17 protein-coding genes and 1 pseudogene are annotated in these 22,117 nt (G+C 70.9%); 7 read left to right on the forward strand and 11 right to left on the reverse strand.

What is annotated here, in order from left to right:
* Positions 1-64: 64 nt before the first annotated feature.
* From ACFP2T_RS12640 to ACFP2T_RS12650, 3 genes are all read left to right on the forward strand, one after another.
* Positions 65-589 carry a permease-like cell division protein FtsX gene (locus ACFP2T_RS12640; protein ID WP_377421032.1) on the forward strand — a complete coding sequence of 175 codons (525 nt, stop codon included), beginning with the start codon at positions 65-67 and terminating at the stop codon, positions 587-589.
* A gap of 94 nt (positions 590-683) precedes the next feature.
* Positions 684-989 (forward strand): hypothetical protein, encoded by a 306-nt coding sequence (locus ACFP2T_RS12645; protein WP_377421033.1) that lies wholly within the window; start codon positions 684-686, stop codon positions 987-989.
* 50 nt (positions 990-1,039) lie between these two features.
* The gene (locus tag ACFP2T_RS12650) at positions 1,040-1,729 is read left to right on the forward strand and encodes an SMI1/KNR4 family protein (RefSeq protein ID WP_377421035.1); all 690 of its coding nucleotides are present in this window, start codon (positions 1,040-1,042) and stop codon (positions 1,727-1,729) included.
* Positions 1,730-1,849: 120 nt separating this feature from the next.
* Here the strand turns inward: ACFP2T_RS12650 and ACFP2T_RS12655 are convergent, their stop codons facing one another.
* The gene (locus tag ACFP2T_RS12655) at positions 1,850-4,864 is read right to left on the reverse strand and encodes a glycoside hydrolase family 9 protein (protein WP_377422753.1); all 3,015 of its coding nucleotides are present in this window, start codon (positions 4,862-4,864) and stop codon (positions 1,850-1,852) included.
* Between the two features lie 599 nt (positions 4,865-5,463).
* Between ACFP2T_RS12655 and ACFP2T_RS12660 the strand changes: the two genes are divergently transcribed.
* Entirely contained in the window at positions 5,464-7,041 is a 1,578-nt protein-coding gene (locus tag ACFP2T_RS12660; RefSeq protein ID WP_377421037.1) for an aldehyde dehydrogenase family protein, read from the forward strand.
* A 161-nt stretch (positions 7,042-7,202) separates the two neighbouring features.
* On the opposite strand, the gene ACFP2T_RS12665 is transcribed toward ACFP2T_RS12660, so the two are convergent.
* From ACFP2T_RS12665 to ACFP2T_RS12675, 3 genes and pseudogenes are all read right to left on the reverse strand, one after another.
* Positions 7,203-8,282 (reverse strand): GNAT family N-acetyltransferase, encoded by a 1,080-nt coding sequence (locus tag ACFP2T_RS12665; protein WP_377421039.1) that lies wholly within the window; start codon positions 8,280-8,282, stop codon positions 7,203-7,205.
* A 397-nt stretch (positions 8,283-8,679) separates the two neighbouring features.
* Positions 8,680-9,387, reverse strand: a pseudogene (locus ACFP2T_RS12670) (ACT domain-containing protein); the annotation flags it as partial.
* A 187-nt stretch (positions 9,388-9,574) separates the two neighbouring features.
* The gene (locus ACFP2T_RS12675; RefSeq protein ID WP_377421041.1) at positions 9,575-10,033 is read right to left on the reverse strand and encodes a GNAT family N-acetyltransferase; all 459 of its coding nucleotides are present in this window, start codon (positions 10,031-10,033) and stop codon (positions 9,575-9,577) included.
* A gap of 170 nt (positions 10,034-10,203) precedes the next feature.
* Here ACFP2T_RS12675 and ACFP2T_RS12680 point away from each other — a divergent pair, with 170 nt between their 5' ends.
* Positions 10,204-11,301 carry a phosphotransferase family protein gene (locus ACFP2T_RS12680; RefSeq protein WP_377421043.1) on the forward strand — a complete coding sequence of 366 codons (1,098 nt, stop codon included), beginning with the start codon at positions 10,204-10,206 and terminating at the stop codon, positions 11,299-11,301.
* A 65-nt stretch (positions 11,302-11,366) separates the two neighbouring features.
* The gene (locus ACFP2T_RS12685) at positions 11,367-12,602 is read left to right on the forward strand and encodes an acyl-CoA dehydrogenase family protein (RefSeq protein ID WP_377421045.1); all 1,236 of its coding nucleotides are present in this window, start codon (positions 11,367-11,369) and stop codon (positions 12,600-12,602) included.
* A 69-nt stretch (positions 12,603-12,671) separates the two neighbouring features.
* Here ACFP2T_RS12685 and ACFP2T_RS12690 read toward each other — a convergent pair whose 3' ends face one another.
* The 6 genes from ACFP2T_RS12690 to ACFP2T_RS12715 form a co-directional block, all read right to left on the reverse strand.
* Positions 12,672-13,715 (reverse strand): LacI family DNA-binding transcriptional regulator, encoded by a 1,044-nt coding sequence (locus tag ACFP2T_RS12690; protein WP_377421047.1) that lies wholly within the window; start codon positions 13,713-13,715, stop codon positions 12,672-12,674.
* 82 nt (positions 13,716-13,797) lie between these two features.
* A complete protein-coding gene (locus ACFP2T_RS12695) occupies positions 13,798-15,231 on the reverse strand; it encodes a GH1 family beta-glucosidase (RefSeq protein WP_377421049.1) in 1,434 nt (477 codons plus the stop codon).
* Positions 15,228-16,115 carry a carbohydrate ABC transporter permease gene (locus ACFP2T_RS12700; protein WP_377422755.1) on the reverse strand — a complete coding sequence of 296 codons (888 nt, stop codon included), beginning with the start codon at positions 16,113-16,115 and terminating at the stop codon, positions 15,228-15,230. The genes ACFP2T_RS12695 and ACFP2T_RS12700 overlap by 4 nt, the downstream gene beginning before the upstream one ends.
* 5 nt (positions 16,116-16,120) lie before the next feature.
* Complete coding sequence (locus ACFP2T_RS12705) at positions 16,121-17,104, reverse strand: carbohydrate ABC transporter permease (RefSeq protein WP_377421051.1); 984 nt, start codon at positions 17,102-17,104, stop codon at positions 16,121-16,123.
* A gap of 125 nt (positions 17,105-17,229) precedes the next feature.
* Positions 17,230-18,543 (reverse strand): extracellular solute-binding protein, encoded by a 1,314-nt coding sequence (locus tag ACFP2T_RS12710; protein ID WP_377421053.1) that lies wholly within the window; start codon positions 18,541-18,543, stop codon positions 17,230-17,232.
* A 537-nt stretch (positions 18,544-19,080) separates the two neighbouring features.
* Positions 19,081-19,626 carry a plasmid pRiA4b ORF-3 family protein gene (locus tag ACFP2T_RS12715; protein WP_377422759.1) on the reverse strand — a complete coding sequence of 182 codons (546 nt, stop codon included), beginning with the start codon at positions 19,624-19,626 and terminating at the stop codon, positions 19,081-19,083.
* 149 nt (positions 19,627-19,775) lie between these two features.
* Between ACFP2T_RS12715 and ACFP2T_RS12720 the strand changes: the two genes are divergently transcribed.
* Positions 19,776-20,519 (forward strand): pyrimidine reductase family protein, encoded by a 744-nt coding sequence (locus ACFP2T_RS12720; protein WP_377421055.1) that lies wholly within the window; start codon positions 19,776-19,778, stop codon positions 20,517-20,519.
* Positions 20,520-20,573: 54 nt separating this feature from the next.
* Here the strand turns inward: ACFP2T_RS12720 and ACFP2T_RS12725 are convergent, their stop codons facing one another.
* Entirely contained in the window at positions 20,574-21,989 is a 1,416-nt protein-coding gene (locus ACFP2T_RS12725) for a glycerophosphodiester phosphodiesterase (protein WP_377421057.1), read from the reverse strand.
* Positions 21,990-22,117 lie beyond the last annotated feature (128 nt).

Here is a 22,117-nt window from a genome sequence, read left to right on the forward strand (position 1 = left end):
CGGGCGCGGTCCACTGCTCCTGCACCCATCGGCATCGGTGGGTGAGAATGGTGAAATGGTGAACATGTCCGACCCAGCGCCTGCGCCTCCGACGGCTACCCCGTCGGCCGCCGACTCCCCACCGGCTCGGTCCGTTCCCGGGCGGTACTGGGCGGTGCTGGCGGCCGTCGCCGCAGCCGCGATGCTCGTGGGGGCGGCCATCGCCACGACGGTGCTGCTGGTCGTCGTCCAGGTCGGACAGCCGGAGCAGCGGTACGAGGTGGGCGTGATCCTGGACCTCGACGTCACCGCCGAGCAGAAAAGTACGATCGAGGCGGCGCTGGCCGCGCTGCGGCCGGTGGACGGTATCCGGTTGCAGAGCCGCGAGGAGACCTGGGAGAAGTTCAAGGAGCAGTACAAGGACCAACCCGATCTGTTGAACAGCGCCCAGCCCGGGTCGATGCCCGAGTCGTTCCGGCTCCGGAGCACCGGGAAGACGTTCGACTGCGGGGCGCTGGCGCCGGTGCGGAAGCTCTCCGGAGTGGACGAGATCACCGTGTTCCAACTTCCGGCGGACGGCCGCCCCGGGGCCATCGTCGACTGCTCCTGACTCCGCCCGGCGTCGAACACCTCCGCGTCGAACACCTCGGCGTCGAAACCCTGGACGCCCGTTGACCTGACGGTTTGCTGCTTCAATACTCCCCATGGACTCGTGGGCGTTTCTCATCGTCGGCCTTCCCGCACTGCTCATCCTGCTGGCCGAATCGTCGTCGGCCGCCAGGCGTCAGCGGGATACCTCCGTCCGGTTGGCCCGGATCGAGCGCAAGCTGCAACTGGTCGTCGACCACCTCGGGATCGTGGAACCCGAGCCGGCTCTGCCGGAAGTGCTGCGCCATTTGCAGAACGGCAAGAAGATCCACGCCATCAAGGCGTACCGGCAGGCGACCGGGGAGAGCCTGCGCGATGCGAAGGACGCGGTGGAGCGGATGGCCGAGCAACGCGGGCTCTGACCCGTCCCGCCCGGATGCCGATCAGGGACCGGCCGGTTATGGTGCCGCGCATGACAAGCATCGACTGGTCCGGCGTACGCGACCGGGTCGCCGAGCTGGCCGACCGACCCGAGGGGTCCGTGTTCGGCGCCAACAGCCACCACTTCCTCCTCGAACCGCCGCTGAGTCCCGACGAGCTCACGGAGTTGGAGGAGCAGGTCGGCGTTCAACTGCCCGAGGAGTACCGGTCGTTTCTCCTCGAGGTGAGCTCGGGCGGCGCGGGGCCGGCGTACGGGCTCTTTCCGCTGCGCCGGGTCGACGGCCGCTGGCGGTGGGAGGGCGACGGCGCGGACCTGACCGATCCGGCGACGCTCGGCGAGCCGTTCCCGTACACCGAGTTCTTCAATCCGGCCGAGGGCCTGCCCGATCCTCCGGACGAGGACGACTACGCCTCGACCGAGGAGTTCAACGCGGCCGAGGACGCCTACTGGGAGACACACGACAAGGTGGCGTACGACCCGCGGCACACCGTGGGCACGATCTATCTGTCCCACCTCGGCTGCGCGTACCGGCATCTGCTGGTGGTGAGCGGCCCGGAGCGGGGCGCGATGTGGGCCGACGACACCGCCGACGACGGCGGCCTCAAGCCGCTCACCGACGCCCGGGGCGACCGGGTCGGCTTCGCCCGCTGGTATCTCGACTGGCTCGACAAGGCCCACGACCAGTCCCACCAACCACACACGACGCCGATCGGAGGTTAAGAAGGGGCCCTTCTTCTACAAAAAGCGATAAGAAGGGGCCCTTCCTTACAGACCGGGGCCGTCGGGCAGCCCTGCTGGGTGCGGCCCGACGGCCCCGGCGGGGACCGGCTCAGGGACGGATCAGCCGATCGCGCAGGCGGCGCCGTTCAGCGTGAACGACGTCGGCCTCGGGTTGTTGCCGGTGTGGGAGCCGTTGAAGCCGAAGCTCGTCGAGGCTCCCGGGGCGAGGGTGCCGTTGTAGGACAGGTTCGTGGCGGTCACCGCCGTGCCGGACTGGGTCACCGTGGCCGACCAGGCCTGGGTGATCCGCTGTCCGGCGCCGAAGCCGAACGCGAGGGTCCAGCCGTTCACGGCGGTCGTGCCGGTGTTGGTGATGGTGATGGTGCCGCTGAAGCCGGTGCCCCAGTCGTTGGTGGCGTACCCGATCTGGCAGCCGCTGGCCGGCACGGTGCTGGTGGTCACCGAGACCGGCGTCGAGGCCGCCGAGACGTTGCCGGCGGCGTCGACCGCCACCACGTAGAACTGGTACGTCGTGCCGGACGTCAGTGCGGTGACCGGGTACGACGTGCCGGCCACCGTGGCCAGCAGGGCGTCGGTGGCACCGGCCTCCCGGTAGACCCGGTAGCCGGTCACCCCGACGTTGTCGGTCGACGCCGTCCAGCCCAGTGTCGCCCCGGTCGGGGTGATCGCCGAGACGGTCAGGCTGGTGGGTGTACTCGGTGCGGTGGTGTCCCCGCCGCCGCTGCCGGTGGTGACGGTGACCGGTGTGGAGCCGGCCGACCGGTTGCCGGCGGCGTCCCGGGCCACGACGTAGAACTGGTACGTGGTGGCAGCGGACAAGCCGGTGAGCGCCAGCGACGCGACGGCCGGCGAGCCGACCAGCACGTCGGTCGCGCCGTTCTCCCGGTACACGTCGTAGCCGACGACCCCGACGTTGTCGGTGGCGGCCGTCCAGTTCAGCGTGGCTCCGGTAGCGGTGACCGCCGAGGCGGTCGGCGTGCCCGGCGCGCTCGGCGCGGTGGTGTCCGGGGTGGCCGGTCCCGGCGTGGCGCCCCAGATCAGCGTGCCGCCCTCGTAGAGCGCCACCTTCGGGTTGGGCCCGGCGGTCGCCTGGTACGACGGGTCGTTGGTCGGATCCCAGGTGCCGCCCTCGGGTACGCCGATCTTGAACTGCACCTCCATCCGGTGCGCCGACTGACCGGCCGGGGCGATGGTGTAGCCACCGCAGTCGACCTCGACGTACCAGATGTCACCGGAGAGCTGGGTGGCGGTGGTCGGCGCCGGGCAGCCCTGCGTGTAGCCGCTGGTCACCTGGATCGCGCTGGTGCCCTCGCGCCGGAAGTAGTACCGGAACGAGGAGTCGGTCAGCGCCCGCGCCGGGAAGGCGGACTTGTTGTAGACGATCGCCTTGATTCCGGTGGCCCTCGGCTCGGCCTGCATCACCGTGGTCTCGACGGTGATCTCGTCGATGTCGGGCGACTCGGTCGGCGGGAAGTTCGCCAGCGGCGTACCGCCGTACTCGGTGTGCAGCCGGGCCAGCGCGGAGGTGAAGCCGGCGTTGTAGTCGGTCGCCACCTCGTTCATCACGTAGTCGGCCCGGCTGTCGGTGTACGCGTCGTTCGGCGCCGACGGGCCGCCGACGAGAGCGCCGTAGAGCACGTGCCGGGTCGCCTCCGGCACCTGCTGGCTGTCCCACCAGGAGCCGTGCGCGGTGCGGTGGTGCGGGTTCTTCGGCGAGTTCGTGCCGAACCCGATCTGGTAGCTGGAGTTGCGCGGGTTGTCGCCGAGCGCGTAGTTGATCTGCCGGACCGCGAAGTCGTGGTAGCGGGTCTTCCGGGTCGCGTCCGTTGTCTTGTCGCTGTAGACCAGCGCCGCGAAGGCGGTGTTGGCGGCGTACCGCAGGGCGCCCCAGGTGTCCAGCACCGCCATCCCGCCGGGGGAGGTGCGCACCTTCTCCCCGTTCACCCCGACGGTCCAGTAGTCGAGCCACCGGTTGGCGTCGTCGACGTACTTCTGCTTGCCGGTCAGGTTCGCCAGCAGGACGTACGCGCCGAACTGCTTGTTGTCCCAGGCGACCGTCCACTTGTAGAGCCGGGTGCTCTGCTGCGGCTCGGTGCCGAGCTTGTCGTACTCGCTCTCCGCCTTGGCCAGGTAGCTGGCCTCGCCGGTGGCCCGGTACAGCCAGATCGCGCCCCAGACCAGTTCGTCCTGGTAGCCGCTCCAGGACCGGTAGAAGCTCGTCACGTCGGTGATGCACTCGTGGTAGGCCCGGCGCACGGTGTCGGCGAAGGTGTAGAGCTGGCGGGCGTGCGTGAGCAGCCGGTCGGCGTAGGTCGGGTCGGTCGGGCGGAACACCATCGAGGACGCGGCCATCGCCGCCGCCGTCTCACCGGCCAGGTCCGCGCCACCACAGCTCGCATCGATCTTGTACGCCGGCCGCGCCATCGGCAGCACCTCGGCCGGTCCCCACCACTTGTGGTCGTCGTCGCCCTTGCCGACCTGTCCGTAGAGCACGTTCGCCGAGGGGTGCGCCTTGATGAAGTAGTCGTTGACGAAGCGCAGGTTGTTGAGCAGGTGCGTCAGCTGCCCGGACGCCTGGTAGCCGCTGCGGTACTCGACCGCTCCCCAGGCCAGCATGGTGGCGCTGAACGCCATCGGAAAGCCGAACTTGACGTGGTCACCGGCGTCGTACCAGCCGCCGGTGAGGTCCAGCCGGACGTCGGAGCCGTCGGTGAGGGCCGAGTCGCCGCGCCAGGAGACCCGGTTCCAGTCGGGCAGCGCGCCGGACTGCTGCGCCTCGTAGAAGAACAGGGACTTCTGCAGTGCCTCGCCGTAGTTGTAGGGCGGCGCCGCCGCGAGGACGTCCGAGGCGTTCCCGGTCGTCGGGGCGGGGGCGTCGGTCGCCGGGGCGGGGGCGCCGATCGCCGGGGCGGGGCCGGTGAGGACCAGGCCGGCGGCGGCCAGTGCCGCGGCGCCGGCCGCCACCATGCGCTGGTACCAGCGGCCCGGCCGCTGGCCGCGGTCGGGCCGCTGCCGGCCGTCGGGTCGTTGCCGGCCGTCGAGGCGTTGCCGGGCGCCTGGTTTGGGCCGGGGACCGGGCCGGGGACGTTGCCCGTTCGGCCGGGCCGGTGCCATGCGGTCACGCACTAGAATTGCTCCTGTCCGTGGAGCCGCGCGCGGCGACGCGTAGCGGAGGACACGAGGGGCGGATGTGGGCGCATCCGCCCCTCCCCCTGCGCGGTGCACGACGCGGGTGGCGGGGGTTGAGGGCTCTGGTCGACGGCGGTGGGGCGCTGGTTCAGGAAGATCGGGTCGGGTGGCCATCGGAGCCCCGGGAGCGCTCCCATGGATAGGCAACAATGTAACCGCGCCATTGCCGGTTTGTGAAGGACCCAAACCGGCGGCACTCGTACCGCCCCCGGACGGGGGGCGGAGGCCTCCACTTCCAGAGGAAAGCCCTTTCCCACCCTTTGATGCTACTCACATCATCCGAGTACGTCGATCAGAAAGCAGTGTTGCCGCAGCTCAACGCCCCTGAGTGGCCGGTCAGCACGGCACGCCCGGCCGCCACCTGGTGGGCTTCCCATCCTGGAATACGGGCATACGGTTGCCGCCCGTCCTCGCACCGGGGGACAGTACGCCCAGATCAGCGGTGCCACCGACGCCGCCGCGCTGCTCAACGGCCCTGCCTGCGACCACCCGCCGGACCGGGCCGCCGAACCAAGGAGACAGCGATGGCACTGCGCATTGCCGACGGCACCACCTGGCAGGAGACCCTGGCCCGCGCGGTGGAGGCGACCCCCGAGGCGTTCGATGTCCACTCCGGCCGCACCGGCGACACCATCACCCTGCGCAATCTGGTGGAGGGGGCCTGGCAGTCGGTGGGCACCCCGGCCCCGGTGCGCACCCCGGTCGACAACACCGTACTGGTGAACCTGCCCCGGCTCGACGCGGAGACCGCCCGGGCCGCCGTCGCGTTCTCCGCCGCCGAGCACCGCGACTGGGCCGACATGCCGCTCGCCGACCGCAAGGCCCGGGTCGTGTCCGCGCTCGACGAGTTGACCCTGCACCGCGACCTGCTCGCCCTGCTGCTGGTCTGGGAGATCGGTAAGCCGTGGCGACTGGCCTGCGCCGACGTCGACCGCGCCCTGGACGGCGTCCGGTGGTACGTCGAGGAGATCGACCGGATGCTGGCCGACGGCCGCGAGCCGCTCTCCGGACCGGTCAGCAACATCGCAAGCTGGAACTACCCCATGAGCGTCCTGGTCCACGCCGAACTGGTGCAGCTGCTCGCCGGCAACGCGGTGATCGCCAAGACCCCGTCGCAGGGCGGAGCGGTCTGCCTCACCGTCGCGCACGCGTTGATGCGCCGCGCCGGGCTGCCCGCCACGCTGCTCTCCGGCAGCGGCGAGGAACTGTCCGAGGTGCTGGTCCGGGCGGCCGAGATCGGTGCGGTGGCGTTCGTCGGCGGACGCTCCAACGGCGGCAAGGTGGCCGCCGCGCTGCTCGACTCCGACAAGCGGCACTTCATCGAGCAGGAGGGCCTGAACGCCTGGGGCATCTGGGAGTTCTCCCAGTGGGACAGCCTCGCCAAGCACCTGAAGAAGGGCTTCGAGTACGGCAAGCAGCGCTGCACCGCGTACCCGCGCTTCGTGGTGCAGCGGGACCTGGTCGACCAGTTCCTCGACATGTACCTGCCGGTGGTCCGCTCGGTACGCTTCGGGCACCCGCTGGCGGTCGACGACGCCTGGACCGAGGGCGACCCGCTGCCCGAACTCGACTTCGGCCCGTTGATCAGCGGTGCCAAGGCCGACGAGTTGCGCCGCAAGGTCGACGAGGCGGTCCGCGGCGGCGCCGTACCGCTGCACCGGGGCCGACTCGACGGGGCACCGTTCCTCGACGGCCAGGACACCTCCGCGTACGTCGCCCCGTCGGTGCTGCTCGCCCCACCCGGACGGTCCCGGTTGATGCACGCCGAGCCGTTCGGACCGGTCGACACGATCGTGGTGGTGGACACCCAGGACGAACTGCTGGCCGCGATGAACGCCAGCAACGGTGCCCTGGTCGCCAGCCTCGCCTGCGACGACGAGGAGGAGGCCGCCAAGCTCGCCGTCGATCTCCAGGCGTTCAAGGTGGGCATCAACAAGCCCCGGTCCCGGGGTGACCGGGACGAGCCGTTCGGCGGCCGGGGCGCCTCCTGGAAGGGCGCCTTCGTCGGCGGCGACCTGCTGGTGCAGGCGGTCACCGTCGGCGGCTCGACCCGGCGGCTGTACGGCAACTTCCCCGACTACAGCAGCTACCCGACGACCTGAACGACCTGACGACCTGACGACCTGACGGGGCCGCCGGACGGCATGGAAAGGGGCCCCTCCGGCCGTCCTACCGGAGGGACCCCTCAACTCGCCCCAATCAGGCGGTTCCCGCGGCCCGGCCCTGAACCAGGACCGGCGCCGCAGGGTCGTACCCCGCTCCGCTACACCTGCGCGACGGCGGGAGTCTTGTCGGCCGGCACGGGCTCGGCCCGCCGCTGGGTGAGCGGCACGGTCATGGTCAGCAGGTTCTCGTCACGGTCGACCGAACCCGGCCGGTACAGCCGGTCCAGGATGCGGAGCATTCCCACGTTGTCGGCCGGAACATGCGCCAGCAGCGCCGCGTACCCGGCCCGGGTGGCGTGTGCGACCAGTCGGCGCAGCAACGCGCCACCGACGCCCCGTCGTTGCCAGCCGTCCTCGACCAGCAGCCCGACCTCGGCGACCGCCCCCTCGGCCACCAGGTTCGCCACCGCCACCACCTGCTCCGACAGGCCGTCCGAGCCGCCCGTCACCGCCAGCAGGGTCACTCCACGCGCCGGGGCGACCAGCCGCCGCAACCGCGCGGTGCCCGGCGCGGACCCGGCCGGGTAGCGCCGGTGCAGGGTCCGCTGCGAGCAGCGCTCCTGCATCGCCCGGAGCGCGGGGAGGTCGTCGGGAGCCGCCGGACGTACCGCCAGTTCGGCGCCGTCGGGCAGCACCAGGGTCACCCGGTCGGCCGCCTGCCGCGCCACGGCACCGGCCAGGTCCACCAGCGCCTGGGCGCGGGCGTACTCGGCGGGGGTGAAGGTCGGCGCCGACCGGAGCACCTCGAAGGATCCGCCGTCCGGGTCGGGCAGCCGCATCGTCCCGGCACCGTGCCCCGGACCGTCCTGGCCGGGGTGCGGTCGCCAGGTGACCGAGTCGGCGCTGAGCAGCGTACGCAGCGTCGCCCCCAGCGCATCCGGGTCGCGTACCAGCCGGCTGGCCAGGCCGAGTGCCCGGGTCGGCTGGTCGGCCAGGCCCTGCGCCTCGCTGCGGGCCACCCAGCAGTTCCGTCCCCGTCCCCGCTCCACCGCCGCGACCAGGTCCGCTGCGGTCAGCTCGGCCGGCGCGTCAACCAGGAAGTCGTCGACCGCGCCCGCCTCGGTGGTGTGCACCTGCACGGTGAGGATGTTGACCCCGCGCAACGCGAGGCTCGCGGTGAGTACGGAGAGGAATCCCGGCCGGTCCGCCACCGTCGCCCTGATCCGCCATAGCGTCATGTGAACTCCTTCCCGAGTCCAGCCTGCCCGCTGCCTGTTTCCCGCCGGTTGCTCAGCGGTGACGTGCCATGATCGCCGGGGTCGGCACGGCCGGGACACGCAGCGGCGCCACGGCCGCCCCGGAGGTCATCACCGCCGGCCCCGCGGTCCCGGTTGCCGACGCCGACGGTGTGGTGTGCGTCGCCGTCGGTGCGGTACGTGTCGTTTCCGGGGCGGTCAGCGCCGCCGCCGGGTTCGCCGTCGACATCGTCACGGTTGCCGACGGCGTCGTCGGTCCCGTCACGGTGGTCGCCGACTGCGCGGCCGTGGTGGTCACCGTCGATCCGGCCGCGGAGATCACCGTCGACCCGGCCGCAGCCGTCGCCATCGATCCGGCCGTGGCGACTGTGGTGTCCGGCGGCGGCGCGCTGACCAGGTCCAGCCGGTCACCGAGAATCGTCGCGGCGGCCCGGACCAACTGCGCGATCCGGTCCACCTCGGTGACGTGGAACCCGGCCGCCGACAGGCCGTCGGCATCCACCCGGGTCAGCATCAGCACCAGCCCGGCCCGCCCGAACGGCGCGACCGCGTAGTGGACACCCGCCGGGCCGTCCATCGCCCGGGCCCGCAACGGCGTCACCTCGGGCAGTACCAGCGGGGTCGGCGCCCGCCAGCTCGCGTACGCCACCGCGGGCGCGCCACTGCCGCGTACCGCCCCGCCGCCCGTCCCGGTGCGGACCGCCCAGTCCGCCGGTACGACGGCCGCCGCGGCCCACTCGGCGGCCAGCAGGTTCGGCATCGCGTCGACCAGGGTGGCGAGCCCGTCGGCCGGGTTCGCCGCGATCTGGGCCAGCAGTTCCGCGTCCTGCCCTCCGCCGCTCGGCGCGCCGATCGCCCGCCACATCCCGTTGACCCGTACGCCGGGGATCGCGCCGAGTCCGGCGCAGAGCCGGTCGACCCGGGCCGCGCCGGGCCAGACGACCGTGAAGTCGTCCACGGCTCGGCCGCCCAACCGCTCCAAAACCACCACCTGAACGATGTCGGCCCCCGCGACGCCCAACGTGCGAGCGACCTGACCGAGCGTTCCGGGTCGATCCGGCAGGGTCACCCGAACCCTCAGCAACATGTCCGTCCCTCCGTCGGCGGACCGGCGCGCGTACCGCCGGCGAGCTGTAGACCAGGGTGCCCGATGACCATTTCGCCCCTGTTGCCGCAGCATGTCCCTACCGCAACAACCCGTGTTTGGCCTGCACACGCAGTGTGCTGATGTCACCCGGAGGAAGGAGGCGAGGGCCGACGGCGGGACCGCCGGGCTACGCCGCCGGCAGCGGCTTCGCCATCTGCTGAGCCGTGACCTCGAAGCCGAGGCTCTGGTAGAGGCCGATCGCCACCGTATTGTGCCCGTGCACGTTCAGCGCCAGCCGGCGCACGCCGCGCCCGGTCAGCTCCCGCTCGGCGGCGAGCAGCAGTTCCCGGCCGTACCCCTTGGCGCGGTGCCCGGGATCCACCCCGACGTAGTAGACCCAGGCCGTATCGGGCCGGTCCGGCATCCGGGGCAGCCCGATCCAGACCCAGCCGACCGGCTGATCGGCGACCACGCCGACGAACAGCAGCATGCCCGGGGTCTGTACGCCCTGCGGCAGCAACTCGTCGGTCTGCCGCTCGGAGGTCTGCCGGGTCTCGTCGGCCGAGACCCCGGTGGCCGCGGCAACCCCCTGCGCGTGTATGTCGATCATCAGCGCGCGGCGGGACATGTACTCCTCGTCGGTCATCGGTACCAGCCGAGGTGGTGGCACGGCGGCTGGCGTCGTTCCCAAGGATCCTCCCCTGGACCGGACCCGCCGGCAGTCGTGCGTCCGGCGGAGGCGTCGCGTACCCGAGCGACTGTAGTCCGCCTGTCCCCCACTTGACTCCGATGGTCCAGATGCCATCAACTGTTCGGATGACCGATCCGCCGGCCACCGCCGTCCGGCCGGAGCCGCCCTCCGGGTCGCCGTCCGGGCTCGACCTCGACCGCCTGGTCGGGTACCTCGCCCAGCACCGGCCCGACCTGCTGGCTGGCCCGCCACGGGCCGCGCTCATCGCCGGTGGGAAGTCGAATCTGACCTATCTCGTGCGCGGCGGGGACCGGGAGTTCGTCCTGCGCCGGCCGCCGCTCGGGCACGTCCTGGCCACCGCGCACGACATGGGCCGGGAGTTCCGGGTGATCTCCGCGCTGGCCGGTACCGAGGTCCCGGTGCCCGCTGCCCTGCTGCACTGCGCCGACGAGACGGTGCTCGGCGCGCCGTTCTATCTGATGGAACGGGTACCCGGGGTGGTCTTCCGGAGCCGCGCCCAGACCGATCCGCTCGCACCGGCCCAGCGCCGGGAACTCGCGCTGGTCATGATGGACGTGCTCGCCACGCTGCACACCGTCGATCCGGCGGCGGTCGGGTTGGCCGACTTCGGTCGGCCGGAGGGATTCCTCGGCCGGCAGGTACGCCGCTGGGGTGGCCAGCTCGACCGCTCCCGGAGCCGGGCGCTGCCCGGCATCGACGAACTGCGCGAGCGGCTGGCCGCGACCACCCCCGAGGGCGCCAACGCGGGGCGGATCGTGCACGGCGACTACCGGCTCGACAACCTGATCGCCGACTGCCCACCCGGGCCGGCGTCCGGACCGGTGACGATCCGGGCGGTGCTGGACTGGGAGATGGCCACCCTCGGCGACCCGCTCGCCGACCTCGGCCTGCTGCTGACGTACTGGGAGGTGCTGGGCGACTCCGATGCGGCGGACGGCAACGCGGTCGCGGACGGGCTCGGGCCGCGCGCCGGCTTCCCGTCCGGCGCCGAGTTGATCGACCGGTACGCCGGCCGCAGCGACGTCGACGTCGGCCCGCTGCACTGGCACGTCGCCCTGGGCTGCTTCAAGCTCGCCGTCATCTGCGAGGGCATCCACTACCGCCACACCCTCGGGCAGACCGTGGGCGAGGGATTCGACCGGATCGGCGACCTGGTCGCCCCGCTGGTCGAGCACGGCCTGACCGCGGTCAGACGGGGTTGACCCACCGCCGGGGCGAGACCACACCCCGGTTCACCGCCACCAAGCTGAACTGCCGAGGAGTAGCGATGGACTTCGGGTTCGACGCGCGTACCGCCGAACTGCACGAGGCGCTGCACGACTTCCTGCTCGACCACGTCTACCCGGCCGAGGCGGTGTACGAGGAGCAGGTCGCCGCGGCGGCCGACCCGTCGACGCCGGCCGACCCGTGGACCCGGCCACCCGTCCTCGACGAGCTCAAGGCCGAGGCCCGTCGACGTGGCCTGTGGAATCTCTTCTTGCCGGACTCCGACTACGGCGCCGGGCTGACCAACCTCCAGTACGCACCGCTGGCCGAGCTGACCGGACGCAGCCCGCACCTCGCGCCGGAGGCGCTCAACTGCGCCGCCCCGGACACCGGCAACATGGAGCTGCTGGCCGAGTTCGGCAGCCCCGCCCAGCGGGAACGCTGGCTGCGCCCGCTGCTCGACGGCGAGCTGCGTTCCGCGTTCTGCATGACCGAACCCGAGGTGGCCTCCTCGGACGCGACCAACATCGCCACCCGGATCGTCGCCGACGGCGACGACTACGTGATCAACGGACGCAAGTGGTGGTCGAGCGGTGCGATGGATCCGCGCTGCGGGATCTTCATCGTGATGGGCAAGACCGATCCGGAGGCGCCCCGGCACCGGCAGCAGAGCATGGTGCTGGTGCCCCGGGACACCCCGGGCGTGACGGTGCGGCGCGGCCTGACGGTCTTCGGCTACACCGACGGCGCGCACGGCGGGCACGCCGAGGTGAGCTTCGACGAGGTACGGGTGCCGGCGGACCATCTGATCGGCGAGGCCGGCGACGGCTTCGCGATCGCGCAGGCGCGGCTCGGTCCCGGCCGGATCCACCACTGCATGCGGCTGATCGGGATGGCCGAACGCGCCCTCGAACTCCTCTGCGAGCGGGTCGCCGGGCGGGTCGCGTTCGGCCGCCCACTGGCCGAGCAGGGTGTGGTGCAGGACTGGATCGCCGAGTCGCGGGTCCGGATCGAGCAGGCCCGGCTGCTGGTGCTGAAGACCGCCTGGCTGATGGACACGGTGGGCAACAAGGGCGCGCACACCGAGATCCAGGCCATCAAGATCGTGACTCCGGCGATGGCCGAGTGGGTGATCGACAAGGCGATCCAGGCACACGGTGGGGCCGGGGTCAGTCAGGACACGCCGCTGGCCGCGCTCTGGGCCCAGGCCCGTACCCTCCGGCTGGCCGACGGCCCGGACGAGGTGCACCGGGCCGCGCTGGCCCGGCGCGAGCTGCGGCGGTGGGCACCCGCCTGACGGTGCCGGGCCGCGCCCGCCCGACCGGCCTCCGGGCGGCGCCGGCCCGACCCGCCTCCGGGCCGCGGGTCAGGCGGAGGTCCGGTGCACGAGATGGGTGTCGAGCAGGATGTGCGGCACCTCGCGTTCCTCCCGCCGGATCCGCGAGACCAGCAGCCGGGCCATCTGTCGGCCCATCTCCTCCATCGGCTGGAAGACCGTGGTCAGCGGCGGCTCGGTCTGGCGGGCGATCGGGGCGTCCTCGAAGCCCACCACCGCCACGTCCTCGGGCACCCGCCGGCCAGCCTCGCGGAGCGCCCGCAGCGCGCCACAGGCCATCAGGTCGGAGGCGATGAAGACCGCGTCGAGATCGGGACAGCTGTCCAGCAACCGCCGCATCGCCGCGGCGCCGCTGCTCTCGCTGAAGTCGCCGTACGCGATCAGGGCGTCGCTGACCATCCCGCCGCTGTTGCGGACCGCGTCCTGGTAGCCGGTCAGCCGGGCCACGCCCACGCCCATGTCCTGCGGGCCGGCGATGGTGGCCACCCGCTTGCGGCCCTGGCCGACCAGGTAGTCCACCGCCTGCCGGGCGCCACCGGCGTTGTCCACGTCGACGAAGTACGCCCCGGCCGGGTCGGCCAGCATCCGGGCCGGACGACCCCCGAGCACGGTCGGCAGCCCGCGCTGCTCCAGCAGCGTCGGCAGCGGATCGGCATCGTGCAGGGAGAGCAGAAGTACGCCGTCCACGTGCTGGTTGGTGAGATGGTGCTCGACCCGTTCCCGCTCGGCCGGGGACTGCGCCATCGCCAGCCACAGTTGCATCGGGGTCTCCAGCAGCGCGGAGCTGATCCCCCGGACGATGCCGGCGAAGAACGGCTCGCCGAAGACGCGTTCCTCCGACTCGGAGACCACCAGGGCCACCGAGTCGGTCCGTTGGGTCACCAGCGCGCGGGCGGCCCGGTTCGGCACGTAGCCCAACTCGGCGATCGCGCGCTGCACCGCGGCCCGGGCCTCCGGACTCACCTGGGGTGATCCGTTGACGACGCGGGACACGGTGCCCCGTCCCACACCGGCGCGGGCGGCGACCGCATCCAGGGTGGGCCGCCCGAGCGAGCGGGTGCGCTGGGTTGTCATCGTCTGTCCCTCCGACGTCGGGCACCCGGCACCGACCCGGGGCGGGTCGGTGCCGAGCACCCCCAATACTGGCTGACCACGCCTATTGTGCGGTCAAACCGTTACGTCGGATCACGCCGGCGTACCACCTGGCGCTCGCCTTGGGGATCCGAAGCTGGCTGTCGTAGTCGACGTAGACCATGCCGAAGCGCTTCGTGTAGCCCCACGCCCACTCGTAGTTGTCAAGCAACGACCAGGCGAAATAGCCTCGCAACGGCACCCCGGAGGCGATCGCCGTGTGGCAGGCCCGCAGGTGTGCGTCGAAGTAGCCCAGCCGGTCGCCGTCGTCGACCTGGCCGTCGACCAGCTCGTCGACGAACGCCGACCCGTTCTCGGTGATGTAGAGCGGCAGCTCCGGGTAGTCCCGGTGGACGAGCTGGAGGACCTCCACCAGGCCCGGGGCGTCGATCTCCCAGTTCATGTCGGTCACCGGCACACCCCGGGTGACGAACCGGACCTGCTCGCTGCCCGGCCAGCACGACTGCGCCCGCCAGTACGGCTCCGGCGCCACCCCTTCGAGCGGCGCGGCGACCACGTGCCGGCTGTAGTAGTTGATGCCGAGGAACGACAGCGGGGTGGAGATGGTGTCGAGATCGCCGTCCTGGACGTGGCCGAAGTCGGTCACCGCCGCGAGGTCGGAGACCACGTCGGCCGGGTAGCTGCCGCGCAGGATCGGGTCCAGGAAGAACCGGTTGGCCAGCCCGTCGATCCGGCGGGCCGCGTCGGCGTCGCCGGGCGAGTCGGTCTGGGGGGAGACCGCGTACAGGTTCAGGGTCACCCCGACCTCGTGGTCCGGCCGGGCCGCCCGCATCGCCTGGGTGGCCAGCCCGTGCCCGAGCATCAGGTGGTGCGCCGACCGGACCGCCTCGGCCGGGACGGTACGACCGGGCGCGTGCACCCCGGAGCCGTAGCCGAGGAAGGCCGAGCACCACGGTTCGTTGAGGGTGATCCAGTTCCGGACCCGGTCGCCGAGGGCGGCGTGGGTCAGGGTGGCGTACTCGGCGAACCGGAACGCGGTGTCCCGGGCGGGCCAGCCACCGGCGTCCTCGATCGACTGGGGCAGATCCCAGTGGTAGAGGGTGATCCAGGGCTCGATGTCGTGTTCCAGCAGCTCGTCCACCAGCCGACGGTAGAAGTCCAGACCCTCCTGGTTGCCGGGACCGACCCCGTCGGGCTGGATCCGGGGCCACGCCACCGAGAGCCGGTACGCCTTCAGCCCCAGCTCGGCCATCAGCTTCACGTCGTCGGAGAACCGGTGGTAGTGGTCGCAGGCGACGTCCCCGGTGTGCCCGTGCAGGACCCGGCCCGGGGTGTGGCTGAACGTGTCCCAGATCGAGGGGGTACGGCCGCCCTCGGCCACGGCACCTTCGATCTGGTACGCCGCCGTGGCCGCGCCCCAGACGAAGCCGGACGGGAAGGTCGACCCGGCGCCGTCCTCGAGCAGTTGCGTGGACTGTGGGCTTGCGGGGTTGCTCACGACTTGACGGCGCCTTCCATGATGCCGCCGATGATCTGGCGGCCGAAAATGATGAACACGATCAGCAGCGGCAGGGTCGCCAGCGCGGTGCCGGCGAACAGAGCTACATAATCCGTCTGGTACGGCCCGGACGAAAGGATCTTCAACGAGTACTGCACGGTCGGCGTGTCGGGGGTGAGCACGATGAACGGCCAGAGGAACTCGTTCCAGGTCTGCATGAAGATCAGCAGGCCCAGCACCGCCGCCGCCGGCCGCAGCGCGGGGAGCACCACGTTCCAGTAGACCCGCCAGGTGGAGCAGCCGTCGAGCCGGGCCGCCTCGATCAGCTCGTCGCTGATCGCGGACATCGCGTACTGGCGCATCATGAACACGCCGAAGCCCTGGACGAGGAACGGCACGATCACCGCCTGCAGGGTGCCCGTCCAGCCGAACTCCACCATCATCAGGTAGAGCGGGATGATGCCGAGCTGGGTCGGCACCATCATGGTCAGGATGATGAGGAGCAGGAGTGCGTTGCTGCCCCGGAACTTGAGCTTCGCGAAGGCGAAGCCGGCCAGGGTGGAGAAGAAGATCACCGAGATGGTGACCACACTCGACACCACGACCGAGTTGACCAGGCCGTAGACGAACGCGGCGTCCTCGTTGGCCAGCATCCGGTCGATGTTGTTGAAGAGCTGACCGCCCGGGGTCGGCGGCATCTCGTACACCGCGCCGTTGTCCCGGGAGGCGATGATGAACGACCACACGATCGGGAAGATCGAGAGCACGCTGCCCATGATCAACGCGAGGTAGGTCAGCGGGCTGGCCTCCCAGAGCCGGGCACCGGGGGCCCGGCGGCGGCGGGGCGGCGCAGCCGGGGTCACCGACCGGGGCAGGGTCTGCATGGTGGTCACTTCTGCTCCCCCTTGACCGAGCGGCGGACCAGCGCGAAGTTGATCAGCGCGAAGATGATGATCATCAGGAAGAGCAGCCAGGACATGGCCGCACCCGTCCCGTACTCGAAGTTGCCGGTGAAGGTCCGCTCGTAGATGTACATGGCCAGCGTCTGGAACTCGTTCGACGCGCCACCACGGATCAGCCCGTACCCGTACATCAGGGGCTCGGTGAAGAGCTGTAGACCGCCGATGGTCGAGATGATGATCGTGAAGAGGATGGTCGGCCGGATCAGCGGCACGGTGATCTTCCAGAACTGCCGCCAGGTGGAGGCGCCGTCCAGGGCGGCCGACTCGTACAGGTCCTTGGGAATAGCCTGCATGGCGCCCAGATAGATCAACGCGTTGTAGCCGGTCCACCGCCAGTCGACCATCGTGGCGATCGCGAACCAGGACGCGTAGCGGTTGTCCCGCCAGGCGATCGGATCGATGCCGACGGTGCCGAGCACCCAGTTCACCAGGCCGTACCGGTCGGCGAAGATCAGCGCGAAGATGATGCCGACCGCGGCGACCGAGGTGATGTTGGGGATGACGATCCCCATCCGGAGCAGGGTACGGGCCCGCATCTGGCGGTTGAGCAGGTTGGCGATCATCAGCGCCACGACGAGCTGCGGCACCGTGCTGACCACGAACATGCCGACGGTGTTGTACGCCGCGTTCCAGAACTGGGCGTCACCCAGGACGACGCGGTAGTTCTCCATGCCGACGAACTCTTTGGTGTCGCTGAGCAGGTCGTACTCGAAGAGCGAGACCCAGACCGTGTAGAGGACCGGGAAGAGGCCGAAGATCCCGAAGAGGACGAAGAACGGGGCGACGTAGAGGTATGGGGAGTACTTGATGTCCCAGCGGCCGAGGCGGTACGACCGCCGGCGGTGCACCGGTTCGGAGGGGGATGGCGAGGCAGCGTGCCGTGGTGGTGCCGCGCCGACAGCAGAACTCATTGCAGGTCCTTCCGGGGTGTGGGCGGCGGGTGACCTCGCGGCGGCGCCCCCACCCGGGCGGGTGTGGGCGCCCCCGCCGGACCACGGGCACGGGTCGCCCGTGGACTCGACAGGTCACCGACGACTCAGCTGGTCGCCTTCTTGGCCTCGTCCATCGCCTTCTTCCAGGCGGCAGCGGAACTGAGCTGTCCACGCTCGGCCGCCTGCATCTGCGGCTCGACGATGGTCTCCCAGAGCTGCTGGTGCTTCGGGCCCAGGTAGACCGGCTTCATGTTCTTGACGCTCTCGCCGAAGATCTGGCCGGTGGGGGCGCCGCTGAAGTACTCGCTCTTCTGGTCCTTGAACGCCGGGTCCTCGATGCCGGCGATGTCGGACGGCATCGCACCGGCCTCCTTGAACGCCGCCAGGTGACCCGCCTTGCTGGTCAGGAACTTCGCCAGCTGGTACGCCTCCTTCGGGTGCTTGGTCTGCGCCGGCACCGCGAGGTAGGACCCACCCCAGTTGCCGCCACCGCCGGGGATCTTGGCGATGTCCCACTTGCCGGCGTTCGCCGGGCCGGACCGCGGCTTGATGACGCCCTCGGTCATCCAGGCCGGGCAGGGCAGGGTCGCGAACGCGTTGTTCTTGAACGCCGCGTCCCAGTCGCCGCTCCAGCGCTGCGCCTTGGCGGTCAGGCCGTCGGCCGCCATCTGCAGGCCCATGTCCCAGGTCTGCTTGATCACCGGGTTGGTCTCGCCGATGAACTTGTTGTCCCGGTCGAAGAAGAAGGTCTCCGAGTTCTGCATGATGTACGGCTGCATCAGGCTCGTCGCGCTGTCCAGCCAGGCCGCCTTCGCCTTACCGCTGGCCTTGAACTCCTTGCCCAGCGCGATGTAGTCCTGCCAGGTGGTGATCCGCTTGGACACCTCTTCGCGGTCGGTCGGCAGACCGGCCGCCTGGAACAGGTCCTTGCGGTAGCACATGGCGAGGCCGCCGACGTCGGTCCCGAGCCCGATCAGCTTCTTGCCGTCCGGGGTCAGGGCGTTGTTCCACTTCCACTCCGGGAAGGTGCTCTTCAGCTCGTCGGCGCCGAGCTCCAGCAGGTTGGCGAACTTGTCGTGGTTCTGCACGTACTGCAGCAGCACGCCCTCTTCCAGGCCGACCACGTCGCCGGCACCGCTGCCCGCCGCGAGCCACTGCACCAGCTTGGGCTGGAAGTCCCGCAGCTCGCCCATCTTCTGGTGCTCGACCTTGATGTTCGGGTTGGCCGCCTCGAAGTCCTTGAGGGCCTGGTCGTAGCCGAAGTTCTGGAAGGTCTGCAGGACGAGCTTGACCTCCCCTCCTTCGCCGGTCGACCCCTCATTGTCGTTGCTCTTACTGCACGCCGTGCTGCCGAGAGCCACGCCCGCGGCGAGCGCGGCGACCGCGACAGTGCGGAGCCGGCGCCTGATGACGCTCATCCTGACCCCTCTCAGGTGGGTAACTCGTGTTGTGGTGGCTGAGATTGGTGTGCCTGACGGTGCTGCTGGTGCCTTGCCTTCCTCAGGGTGTTGCGGTGTCTCGTGTGCGGCATGCCCTGCCCGCCGACCGGCATGGGAGAGCGGGCCCGGTGCCGTGCGGTGGGATTCGTCTGACGCTGCGGCGGCGGGTTTGTGGCCTGGGCCACAAACCTCCGGGAGCGCTCCCATGAGATTGCCGGCGGGTTTCCGAGGTGTCAATGGTCGAGTGGGAGCGTTCCCATTTCGTTACCGACCGCGCGGGGTCACTCACCCGCAAAGCGGACGTTATCCCCGAGGTAATGAGCGGGCCGCCACTCGGTCTCGCGTCGGCTGGCGCGGGAGCGGAAAAAACCTGCCCGAACCCGACCGCGCCGCGCCCGTACGACGCCGCACGGTCGCGCCGACGGCCTCCGGTACGGTCGATCCACAGTGGCGGCGTCGGCACGGAACGCCGACGGGCTCAGGCGATCTTCACCTGGACCTGCGGTGCGGCGGACGTCAGCTGAGCCGGCGCGCCAGGGTGGTCGCCCGGCCCGGGTCGAAAATCGACGGATCGAAGGGCCGACCCAGCCAGCCGCGCATCGACTCGTGCTCGGGATGCCCCGGATCGGCCAACGCGGCCAGGAACTGGCGGTAGCCGAACGGACCGCCCACGTCCTCGGGCGGGCACGCCCCCTGGCCGGCGGAGCAGAGCGGGTACCGCTCCTCGGGGTCGGCCCCGAACACGTCCTCGACGGTGACCTCGTGCTCCCACCAGTCACCGAAGTCGTACGTGTAGAGGAAGCGGCCGCCCTTGGTCGCCACCGCGTCCAGCCGGGTGTCCAACTCGTCCCGGAGCGTCAACTCCCCATCGGGATCCGGCTCGCCGTACTGGGAGCCGTCGATGTCGAACGAGTGCAGGTGACAGTCCTGCCAGCCCAGCACGCACTGGAACAGCCGGTGTACCCGGTCCAGGGTGTAACCGCCCGGCACCAGCACCCGCCGCCAGACCGGCGGCGTGACGTCGGCAAGGGACACCTTGAGCTGGAAGATCTGGCGGCTCATCATCTCCCATCCTCTCGGCATAGGCTTACCGGCATGATCTGCCGAGCGTGCCGAGACAGCAGGCACGACGACTGCCGGGGCCGCAACTGGTGCGACTGCCAGCACCGTACCCCCGCACCTGTCCCTCCGGTCACCGGTCCGGCCAGCGAATGACCGGGAATGTCGGAATAACCCGCCTCTGGCCCGCTCCCATGGCGACGGCGCTGGACGACGAGGCACTGATCGCACTCTATCCCCGCGACCAGGGGCCCAGCCTGCGGATGAACTTCGTCGCCAGCGTCGACGGCGCGGTGGAGTTGGAGGGCCATTCCGAGGGACTCTCCGGCAAGCCCGACAAGCGGGTCTTCGGCCTGCTGCGGATGCTCTGCGACGCCCTCGTGGTCGGCGCCGGGACCCTGCGCCACGAGGGCTACCGGGCGGTCCGGCTCGACGAGCGGCGACGCGCGTGGCGTGAGGAACAGGGGCTGGCCGCGTACCCGACCCTGGTCGTGGCCAGCCTGGCGTTGAACCTCGACCCGGAGTCCGCGGTCTTCGCCGACGCGCCGGTCCGGCCCGTGGTGCTCACCTCCGAGCACGCCACCGCACCGGCCGGGCTCGCCGACGTCGCCGACCTGGTCCGGGTCGGCACCGAACGGGTCGACCTGGCCGCCGGCCTGGCCGAACTGCACCGCCGTGGCCACCGGCAACTGCTCTGCGAGGGCGGACCGCACCTGTTCGGCTCGCTCACCGCGGCCGATCTGGTCGACGAGATGTGTCTGACGGTGGCACCGCTGATCACCGGGCCGGGCGCCGGACGGATCACCGCCGGCCCGACGACCTCGCCGCAGGGCATGGCGCTACGGCACGTACTCACCGCAGAGGACTCGCTGCTGCTGCGCTACGCCCGCGGCTGAGGTGTAAAGAAGGGCCCCTTCATCTACAAAAAGCGCTAATAAGGGGCCCTTCCTTTACCCTCTGGTGTTCCACCCGACAAGCTCGGCAGGCCGGTTGGTGATGATGCCGTCGACGCCGAGCGCCTCGAGCTGCTGCCAGGCGGTGGCGGTGTCGACGGTCCAGACCATCGTGGCGATGCCGGCGCGGTGCAGGTCGGCGACGATGGCGGGTCGGGTGAGCAGGGCGGCGGCGGAGGGGTTGTAGGTGGCGAGGCCGAGTTCGGTGGAGATTGTCACGGGGTCGGGGTCGAGGGTGCTGCGGAGGAGGCCGAGCGGGAGTTCCGGGGCCAGCTCGCGGGTGTAGCGCAGGACGTCGACCTCGAAGCTCTGCACAAGGACGCGGTCGGTCATCTGCTGTTCGCGTACCAGCGCGACGATCCGGGACACCTCGGCCCGGGTGTGTGCGCCCTTGATCTCCAGCAGCAACCGGCCACCCCGGGTGCGCAGGTCCGCCAACTGCTCGGCCAGGGTCGGCATCCGGACCCCGGCGTATTGCGGGGCGAACCACGAACCGGCGTCCAGCGCCTTGAGCTGGGCGCTGGTGAGCGCGCGGATGTTCCCGGTGCCGTTGGTGGTCCGGTCCACGGTGGCGTCGTGCAGCACGAACGGCACACCGTCGCTGCTCGGCTGCACGTCGTTCTCGATCCAGTCCGCGCCGCCGCGCCGGGCGATCTCCTGCGCGACCAGCGTGTTCTCCGGTGCCGCCGCCGAGGCGCCCCGGTGGGCGATCACCGTCAGCGGGCTGCCCGGCGGGCGGATCAGGGCGCTCGGGGCCAGCTCGGTGACCCGGACGTTGTCGAAGGAGACGGTGGCGCCGTTGACGAACAGTGCCTGACCGGCGGTGCCGGACCGGCGCAGGCTGCCGGTCCGCAGCGCCTCGCGGCCGGCGAAGAACCACCGGGCCTGGCTGCCGTGCACCTCGACGGCGACCTGGACGTCCCGGCCGGTGCCGGCGGCCGTCGGGGCGGCGGCGGTGTCGGTCACGTTCCAGGTGTTCCCGGTGGTGCGTTCGGCGAACTCGAGTCCGTTGGCCGCCGTCGTGCCGCTCCGCATGGTGGCGATCCACCACGGGGTGGCACCGCCGGCCGGTACGTCCAGGCCGAGGGCTGCCCACCTGGTGCTCGCGGTGACCGACTCGAAGCGTACGGTCGCCTCGAACCGGTAGTGCTCCAGATGGGCACCGAAGGTGATTTTGTTGTTCTGACTGGAGCTGGCGGAGGTGCCGTAGAGCCGGCCGTTCTGCACCCGCCAGGTTCCGTCGATCGCCCGCCAGCCCGCCGGCAGTACGCCGGAGTCGAAGTTCTCCGAGACGTGCACCCGACCCGGCTCCGCCGACGCCGGCCCGACGGCGCTGACCGAGGCGGTGACCGTGCCGAGGGAGACGGCCAGGGCGAGGGCCGCGACGGACGCCCGGATATGGAAGATCGTCATAGGCCAGCATGTTACGAGGGCGATCCGGCGCCAACTGGCAAGATTTGGTTAATGCGGCGGAAAGGAGCCGTGTACCGCCGACCACGGACGAACCGGGCGGGCCAGCCCGATCCCGCAGCTCCATCGCC

Source organism: Plantactinospora solaniradicis (assembly GCF_042658085.1).
Classification (GTDB): Bacteria; Actinomycetota; Actinomycetes; order Mycobacteriales; family Micromonosporaceae; genus Plantactinospora; species Plantactinospora solaniradicis.